The 7,859-nt window shown below is 73.3% G+C and carries 8 protein-coding genes; 3 read left to right on the top strand and 5 right to left on the bottom strand.

All coding sequences use genetic code 11. The annotated features are described in order from the left end of the window. Positions 1 to 249 precede the first annotated feature (249 nt). Both ACGF5C_RS34040 and ACGF5C_RS34035 read right to left on the bottom strand, forming a co-directional pair. Positions 250 to 1,689, bottom strand: a complete 1,440-nt coding sequence (locus ACGF5C_RS34040; RefSeq protein ID WP_393308410.1) for an MFS transporter — start codon at positions 1,687 to 1,689, stop codon at positions 250 to 252. An 85-nt stretch (positions 1,690 to 1,774) separates the two neighbouring features. Further along, positions 1,775 to 2,011: a hypothetical protein gene (locus tag ACGF5C_RS34035; RefSeq protein WP_357704655.1), complete on the bottom strand. Its 237-nt coding sequence runs from the start codon at positions 2,009 to 2,011 to the stop codon at positions 1,775 to 1,777. Between the two features lie 143 nt (positions 2,012 to 2,154). On the opposite strand from ACGF5C_RS34035, the gene ACGF5C_RS34030 reads away from it, so the two are divergent. Together ACGF5C_RS34030 and ACGF5C_RS34025 are read left to right on the top strand one after the other, a co-directional pair. Then, on the top strand, positions 2,155 to 3,312 hold the full coding sequence (locus tag ACGF5C_RS34030; RefSeq protein WP_393308408.1) for a geranylgeranyl reductase family protein: 1,158 nt from the start codon (positions 2,155 to 2,157) through the stop codon (positions 3,310 to 3,312). 111 nt (positions 3,313 to 3,423) lie between these two features. Then, positions 3,424 to 3,612, top strand: a complete 189-nt coding sequence (locus ACGF5C_RS34025) for a hypothetical protein (RefSeq protein WP_393308406.1) — start codon at positions 3,424 to 3,426, stop codon at positions 3,610 to 3,612. A gap of 114 nt (positions 3,613 to 3,726) precedes the next feature. Here ACGF5C_RS34025 and ACGF5C_RS34020 read toward each other — a convergent pair whose 3' ends face one another. Next, positions 3,727 to 5,517: a bifunctional metallophosphatase/5'-nucleotidase gene (locus tag ACGF5C_RS34020; protein WP_393308404.1), complete on the bottom strand. Its 1,791-nt coding sequence runs from the start codon at positions 5,515 to 5,517 to the stop codon at positions 3,727 to 3,729. 209 nt (positions 5,518 to 5,726) lie between these two features. Here ACGF5C_RS34020 and ACGF5C_RS34015 point away from each other — a divergent pair, with 209 nt between their 5' ends. Then, positions 5,727 to 6,629 carry an SDR family oxidoreductase gene (locus tag ACGF5C_RS34015; protein WP_393308402.1) on the top strand — a complete coding sequence of 301 codons (903 nt, stop codon included), beginning with the start codon at positions 5,727 to 5,729 and terminating at the stop codon, positions 6,627 to 6,629. A gap of 24 nt (positions 6,630 to 6,653) precedes the next feature. Here the strand turns inward: ACGF5C_RS34015 and ACGF5C_RS34010 are convergent, their stop codons facing one another. After that, a complete protein-coding gene (locus tag ACGF5C_RS34010) occupies positions 6,654 to 7,313 on the bottom strand; it encodes a nucleotidyl transferase AbiEii/AbiGii toxin family protein (RefSeq protein WP_393308400.1) in 660 nt (219 codons plus the stop codon). Further along, on the bottom strand, positions 7,310 to 7,651 hold the full coding sequence (locus ACGF5C_RS34005; RefSeq protein ID WP_350712699.1) for a hypothetical protein: 342 nt from the start codon (positions 7,649 to 7,651) through the stop codon (positions 7,310 to 7,312). Before ACGF5C_RS34005 ends, ACGF5C_RS34010 begins: the two co-directional genes overlap by 4 nt. Between the last annotated feature and the right edge of the window lie 208 nt (positions 7,652 to 7,859).

Here is a 7,859-nt window from a genome sequence, read left to right as displayed (position 1 = left end):
CAGGTCGACCGGTGGCAGGACATGCCGCTGACCGAGGCCGCGCAGACGGTGCAGGTGTCGGCGTACCCGGACCACTACGCCCAGTGGGAACAGCAAGCCGCTGACCTGGTCGCCGAACACTGGAACAGCTGACGACAAGTGCATGACGCCGCTGGCCGGTACCCCGCACGGGGTACCGGCCAGCGGCGTCCTCGCGTCACGGGCAGGCACCGCACCGGGTCCCGGCTGGGGGTCGCGTGCGGGTGGTGTTCAGCGGCGGTGGCCGAGGGCGACGTCCACCAGGGCGGCGACCAGCGCCAGCGCGATGACCGCGGCGGCCAGCAGGAGGGAGTGCCGGAAAGCGACGGCGTAGTCGCCGTCGCTGCCGGCCAGCGACGAGAAGAAGACCGAGCCGACGGCGGCGATGCCGGCGGCGGAGCCGATGCGTTGCCCGGTCTGCAGCATGCCCGCGCCACTGCCCGCCTGCGGCACCGGCACCTGGGACAGGGTTAGGGTCTGGTTCGGGGCGATCACCAGGCCACTGCCCAGCCCGCCGACCAGCAGCGGCGCCGCGGTCAGCCACGCCACCACGGCGCCGGCGGGTGCCAGGGCGAGTACGCCGACCACTGCGACGAGCCCGACGACCACGGTGAGCAGCCCGACCGCGACCAGCGGCCGGCCGAAGCGGTTGACGATCCGGCCGCCGAGGGCGGACGCGGCGGCCGAGCCCAGCGCGAACGGGGTGATGGCCACGCCGGCGACCAGCGCGCTGTAGCCGAGGCCGTTCTGGAGGTAGAGCGTGAAGACGAAGAAGATCGCGGTGAACCCGCCGAAGTAGACCAGCGCGATCAGTGATCCGAGGGCGTACGACCGGAAGCGGAACAGGCGCAGGTCGAACAGCGGATCCCGGCGCCGGGCGTACCACCGTTCCCAGGCCCCGAAACCGGCCAGGGCGAGCAGCCCGGCCGGCACCAGCAGCCACTTCGCGCGGCTCTGCCACTGCTGCTGCACCAGCGGCAGCAGCACCAGCAGCACGCCGAGCCCGAGCAGCAGCACTCCGACGGGGTCCAGCCGCCGGTGGTCCGCGGGGCCCGCCGGGCGGCCGGGGAGCAGCCGCCACCCGAGGACCACCGCCACGATCCCGACGGGCACGTTGACGAAGAACACCCAGCGCCAGCCGTGCTCCTCGCCGCCGATGGCGATCAGCAGGCCGCCGAGCAGCGGGCCGACGGCGGTGGAGATGCCGATGGTGGCGCCGAGCAGGCCGAACGGGCGGCCCCGCTCGGGCCCCCGGAACAGCTCCTGGATCAGGCCGGTGACCTGCGGGTTGACCACCCCGGCGGCGGCGCCCTGGAGCAGTCGGGCCGCGACCAGCCACGTGGGGGAGGCGGCCAGCCCGGCGAGGGCGCTGGCGAGCGTGAACAGGGCGATCCCGAAGACGAACGCGGTGCGCCGGCCGCGCGCGTCGCCGAAGCGCCCGGCGGGGACCAGCACCAGCCCGAACGTCAGGGCGTACCCGGAGAGCACCCATTGCAGGTCGCTGGGGGAGGCCCCGAGGGCGCGGTCCATCGAGGGGACGGCGACGTTGACGATGCTCACGTCGAGCAGCGTCATGAAGGCGGCGACCAGCCCGACGCCGAGGGCCTGCCAGCGCCGCCGGTCGTCCGGGGAGGCGGTGGCGTCGGCCGGTCGCGGCCTACGCGCGCTCATCGTGTCTCCCGTGGACCGGTGGTCGGGCATCGCTGTCCGGTACCCCGGTCCCCGGGAGGCGAATCGTGGCGGGCTGCCCGCCGGATCACGCCAACTGTTGGGCGCAGAACCGGGGGCCGAAGTCCAGCCCGACCATCGGCGAGTCCTCGCGGTGCAGCAGGTTCTTCTCGGTGAGCAGGTGCAGCGGCTCGCGCAACTGCTCCTCGGTCAGCCCAGCCTCCTCGGCGATCAGGTCCGGGTACGGCACCTGCCCGCGTGCCTCCAGGGCCGCGACGGCGTCGTACACCCGTTCCTCGACGTCCGACAGTTGGACCTGCCGCATGATGTCCTCCTTCGCGTTGCCCGCCCCGCGGGCGGTTGCGCCGCGCGGTTACCCCGTGGCCGGCCGAAGATGCCCACCCGATCGGGCGGTGATCCGTTCGCGCCGACGCCCCCGCGACCGGCCTCCTGGCATACGCTGCACCGGTGATCATCTGGGATCTCGCCGTCGTCGGCGCCGGCCCCGCCGGCCTCTCCGCCGCCCATGCCGCCGCCCGCGCGGGCCTGCGCACACTCGTGCTGGAACGGGCCGCCCACCCCCGCTACAAGACCTGCGGGGGCGGCCTGATCGGCACCTCGCTCGCGGTGGTGGCCGACCGGATCGACGTCCCGGCGCACGACCGGGTGGACCGGGTCACGTTCACCCGGGACGGGCGACGCCGGTTCACCCGACGGCACCCCGACGGCCCGCTGGTGACGATGGTGCGGCGTGAGGAGTTCGACGATCGGCTGCGCGCCGCCGCGGCCGCCGCCGGTGCCGAGGTCCGCGAGCGCGCCGCGGTCCGCGCCGTCGAGCAGGACCCCGAGGTCGTACGCCTGCGGCTGGCCGACGGGGAGACGGTGCAGGCGCGGGCCGTGGTCGGCGCGGACGGCTCCTCGGGCGTGACGGCCCGGCACGTGGGGGTCCGCCACCGGCAGGTCGACCTGGGGCTGGAGTTGGAGTTGCCGGTGCCGCCGCGGGAGCAGGACCGCTGGCGGGGCCGCGTGCTGCTGGACTGGGGACCGCTGCCCGGCTCGTACGCCTGGGTCTTCCCGAAGGGCGACCGGCTCACGGTCGGCGTGATCGCCGCGCGGGGCGAGGGGGAGCGGACCCGGGCCTACCTGCGCGCGTTCGTCGACCGGTTGGGTCTGTCGGGGGTGGAGCCGGCGCACGACTCGGGGCACCTGACCCGTTGCCGCGCCGAGGACTCCCCGCTGCGCCGGGGCCGGGTGCTGGTGGCGGGCGACGCGGCGGGGCTGCTGGAGCCGTGGAGCCGGGAGGGCATCAGCTACGCGCTGCGCTCCGGCGAGCTGGCCGGCGCCGCGGTCGCCGCGGGTGACCTGGCGGGCTACGAGCGTGCGGTGGCGCGGGACCTGGTGCCCTCGATGCGCGCGGGGCACCGGCTGCTGGACGTGTTCGCGCGGCGGCCGGAGGTCTTCCACGCGCTGCTGGCTACCCCACTGGGTTGGCGGATGTTCGTGCGGTTCTGCCAGGGGCGGGCGAGCTTCGACGAGACGTTGGGCCGGGCCCCGGTGCGGGCGGCGCTGGCGCTGCTGGACCGACTGCCGGCCCCCCGCGCGCCGCTGGCGAAGCTGCCGTCCTGACCGGGCGGACGGATGCACCCGGCCCCGCCCTTCCGACCAGGATCCTAGGATGCCGTAGGGGTGGTGACGCCGGGCGCCACGGGCGGAGAATGGGCGTCGAGGGGAGAGCAGATGGCAGAGGACCGCTCCGAGTCGCCGTTCACCGACGACGAGTACGCCTTCCTGCGGCACGTGCGCCTCGGCGAGATGCCGCCGGCGGTCCCACCCGAAGATCGGGTCGCGCTGACCGAGACCGAGCCGCGCCGGGACCGACCGGATTCGGAGGCTTCGGACCGGTGGGACCTGCGGCACGGCGCCTGACGGCGCGTCGCGCGCGGCGGCGTCGCCTCGTCCGCGCGTGACCTGCCCTGGATACGGCCCGGTACGCGGACGGGCCGCGGGCGATGCGCCCACGGCCCGTCCGGTGATCGTCGGTCAGAAGACCGGCACGCCCTCGCGTACCAGCTTCCAGTTCGGCTGGTAGAAGTCGGCCGGGTCGATCGCGCCCTTGGCCTGCGCCCAGTCGATCAGCAGTTGACGGATCTCCTGCTGCTCGTTGTAGACCTGGGTCTTCACGATGCCGGGGAAGTTGCCGCCGCCGCTGCGGCGGTAGTTGTTCACCGCCACCACGAACTGCGCGTTGTCCGCCACCGGGGTGTCGGTGCCGGGCAGCACCAGGCGGGTGATGCGCTGGCCCACCGGCCGGGAGATGTCGATGTCGTACTCCAGGCCGGAGAAGACGTCGTAGTTGTAGTCCGGCACTGCCGGGTCGCTGATCGTCTCCGGGGCGACCGGGGCGCCCGGGGCGAGGGTCCGGAAGTACTTCGCCGAGTACTCCAGGTAGGCCCGCACCTCGGCGCCGCTGAGTACGACGGCCTCGAGGGTGTTGTCGAAGACGTACAACCCGGCCACGTCGCGGATCTTCACGTCTCCGGCGGGGAAGACCGCGGTCCGGCTGAACGGCGCCGCGATCGACAGCACCGGCAGCGCCGCGTACGACGTGCCGGCGAGCGCCTGGCCGACCACCTCGGTCTGGACGTGGTTGATGAAGTCCAGGATCGGGGTGTCCTTGTACCGGCTCTCCGCCGCCGACAGTTCCACGGTGGAGCGCGCCACGACCTGGTTGACGTACGCGACGGTCTTCTGGTGCTGGGCCCGCACGGCGGCGAGGACCTTCGGGTCCTCCACCACGGTGTTGGTGTTCAGCAGGGCGGCGGTCTTCTTGGTGATCTTCCACCGGCCCCTCTCGCGGGCCAGCGTGAAGTCCATCCGGCTCAGCCGCTGGCCCCACTTCGACGGCTCGGTGAGCAGCACCCGCTCGCCGGTCCGCGCGTTGGTCACGAACTTCTCGGCGACCTCGGCGTGGGCGTGGCCGAAGAGGATCGCGTCGATGCCGGGGACCTGCTCGGCGATGAGCGCCGTCGGGTTCTCGATCGGCAACTCGGGACCGTAGCTGGAGGTGCCGCTGTCGCCGCCGTGGGCGGAGATCAGCACGATGTCGGCGCCCCGCTCCCGCATGATCGGGACGTACTTCGCGGCCGTGGCGATCATGTCGTCGAACCGCAGCTGGCCCTCGACGTTGGCCTTGTCCCAGATCGCGCTGCCCGGGTTGGTCAGGCCGAGGATGCCGACCCGCAGCGGCGGCGCGGCGAAGCCGACGGAGACCTTCTTGATGACGAACGGTAGGAAGGCCGGCTTGCCGGTGGCGACGTTGACGGCGTTGGCCGCCAGCGCCGGGAAGCCGAGCTGCGAGATCCACTTGGTCAGCAGCGGCAGGCCGTAGTTGAACTCGTGGTTGCCCAACGTCACGGCGTCGTACCCGAGCACGTTCATGGCGTTGGCCATCGGGTGCGTCGCCCCGGTGGTGGTGATCGGCTCCTGCTTGGCGTAGAAGGTGGCCAGCGGCGTGCCCTGGATGGTGTCGCCGGCGTCGAGCACCAGCGTCGCCTTGCCCCGCCGCTCGGCGCGGATCTGGTTGACGAGGGTGGCCAGCTTGGCGACGCCGACGTCGTTGTGCTTGCTGTCGTCGTACTCGGCGTCCTTGTAGTAGTCCCAGTTGTAGACGTTGCCGTGGGTGTCCGAGGTGCCGAGGATCGTGAGGTCCCAGGTCCGCGACCGGGCCGCGCCGGCCGCCTGGGCGGGGGTGGCGGCGATCAGCGGGACGCTCGCCGCCGCGGCCGCGGCGGCGAGCACCGTCCGACGCGACGGGCCGGAGGGAGAGGTCATGACGTGCCCTTCCATGGGGTCGGGGCGCCTGGTGGGCGCCGAGCGCACCCTAACGAGCGGCCGTCACTCCTGCCACAGCAGCCCGAGGTGCTTCACACCACCAGCGTCCGCGGGTCGCTCGTGTAACACCGCCCCGGCCGTTTCCGCCCGCCGGCTCAGGGTAGGGCGGTGGGATACCAGGAACCCGACAGCTGCGCGAGGAGACGTCGGTGAGCGAGGACCAGCACACCCAGCAGGACCCCACCAGCCAGTACGGCCAGCAGGAGGGGCAACCGGGGCAGCAGCAGACGCCGCCCGGCGCGACCGGCAGGATGACCCCGAAGCCGGACCACGGCGAGGAGTCGTACCACGGCAGCGGCAAGCTCGACGGCAGGCGGGCCGTGATCACCGGTGGCGACTCCGGCATCGGCCGCGCGATTGCCATCGTGTACGCCCGGGAGGGCGCCGACGTGCTCATCTCCTACCTCGGCGAGGAGGAGGACGCCGACGCCCGGGAGACCGTCCGGCTGGTCGAGGAGGCTGGCCGCATGGGCGTCGCCGTGCGCGGCGACATCACCGACCAGCGGCACTGCGAGGAGCTGATCGAGCGGGCCGTGCGCGACCTCGGCGGGATCGACATCCTGGTCAACAACGCCGCCTACCAGATGGCGCAGGAGAAGGGCATCCTCGGGATCAGCGACGAGCAGTTCGACCGGGTGCTCAGGACCAACCTGTACGCCATGTTCTGGCTCTGCAGGGCGGCGGTGCCGCACATGTCCGAGGGCTCGACCATCATCAACACCTCGTCGATCCAGGCGTTCGACCCGTCGCCGCAGCTGTTGGACTACGCCACCACCAAGGCGGGGATCGCCAACTTCACCAAGGCGCTCGCCGCCGACCTGGCGGAGAAGGGGATCCGGGTGAACGCGGTGGCGCCCGGCCCGATCTGGACGCCGCTGATCCCGGCGACCATGCCGCAGAGAAAGGTCGAGCGGTTCGGCCAGGACACCCCGGAGGGGCGCCCCGGCCAACCGGCCGAGTTGGCCCCGGCGTACGTCTTCTTCGCCTCCCAGGAGTCCAGCGACGTCACCGGCGAGGTCCTCGGCGTGACGGGTGGCCGCCCCACCAAGTAGCCCCCGCGCCCCCGCGCCCCCGGGTCAGCGGGGCCAGGCGGCGAGGCGGGCGCGGACGCGGGCGACGGCGGCGGCGTCCAGGCCGTAGCGGGCGAAGCGCCGGTCCGGCAGCCGGTCCAGGTAGCGGCCGGCGGCGCGGACGTCCGACGGATCCAGGGCCGGGTCGAGCTGGCGGGCCAGCTCCAGCAGCTCCGCCACGTCGTGCTGCTCCAGGGCCGCCGCCACGTCGATGTAGTCCCGGACCTCCCGCCGGTTCACCAGTGCGGCGGTCTTGTTCGCCATCAGGTCCCGCACGTCCATCACCGGGCCGAGGTCCATCACCACAGGGCTGCGGTGCCGGTCGAGGCGGGCCAGGCTGAGCCGGATCCGCCGCCCGTCCCGGCTCACCACGAAGTCCTTCAGGTCCCGGTCGAACCCGTCGAACAGCTCGGCCAACTCGCTGTCCGGGTCGGCGTCGCTCACCTCGAACCCGGCCCGCTCCAACGCCGACCGCACCCCGTCCGCCGCCGCGGCGGCCGCCCCCTCGACGTCGGCGAAGAGGTCCACGTCCTCGGTCGGGCGGGTCACCAGCCCGTGCGCCGCCCAGGCCACGCCGCCACCGAGCACGAACCGGTACGGCCCGGCGGCGGACAGGGCGACGCGGGCCACCTCCCGGTAGAAATCGTGCGGGTGCGCGCCGCTCACGCCGTACGCAGACCCCGGTGGCGGATCTCCCACGCCTGGCGTACGCCCCTGGGGAGGTTGAGCAGCCGCCACACCCGGCGCAGGGTGCGCCCGTTGATGAGCACGCGGAGGTCCTCCGCGCGGGTGGTCTCCCGCAGGACGTTCTCGTACATCCAGAGCAACTCGTCCGGGTCGCCCAGGTCGAACGTGCGGTCGGCGTTCCACATCAGCCGCACGGGGAGCTCCACGACGCCGCGGGTGGGGCCGGCGAGCTCGGTGAGCGTCCGGGTCACCACGGCGGGCCGGCCCGGGCGGGCCAGGGGGGCCACGCGGGTCGCGGTAGGGGAGAGGCCGTGCATGCTGTCAGGGTAACGCCAGGTCTGCGGTTTGTCGGTGCTGGCTGGGCTGGGTTTGTCGGTGGCCCGCGGTGGTTGGTGTGGTTCGCGGTGAGGTGTTGGGTCGTGGTGGGGTGTTGGGTTGCGGTGCGTGGTGGTGGGGGTGTGGCCCGCCGTGCCCGGCTCCGGGCGGGGACGGGTTTTAACAGAGCCGGGGCCCGCCGGCCACACC

Source organism: Micromonospora sp. NPDC047620 (assembly GCF_043205005.1).
Classification (GTDB): Bacteria; Actinomycetota; Actinomycetes; order Mycobacteriales; family Micromonosporaceae; genus Micromonospora.
The sequence above is the reverse complement of the archived record's forward strand: the minus strand, read 5'-3'. Positions and strand labels throughout refer to the sequence as shown.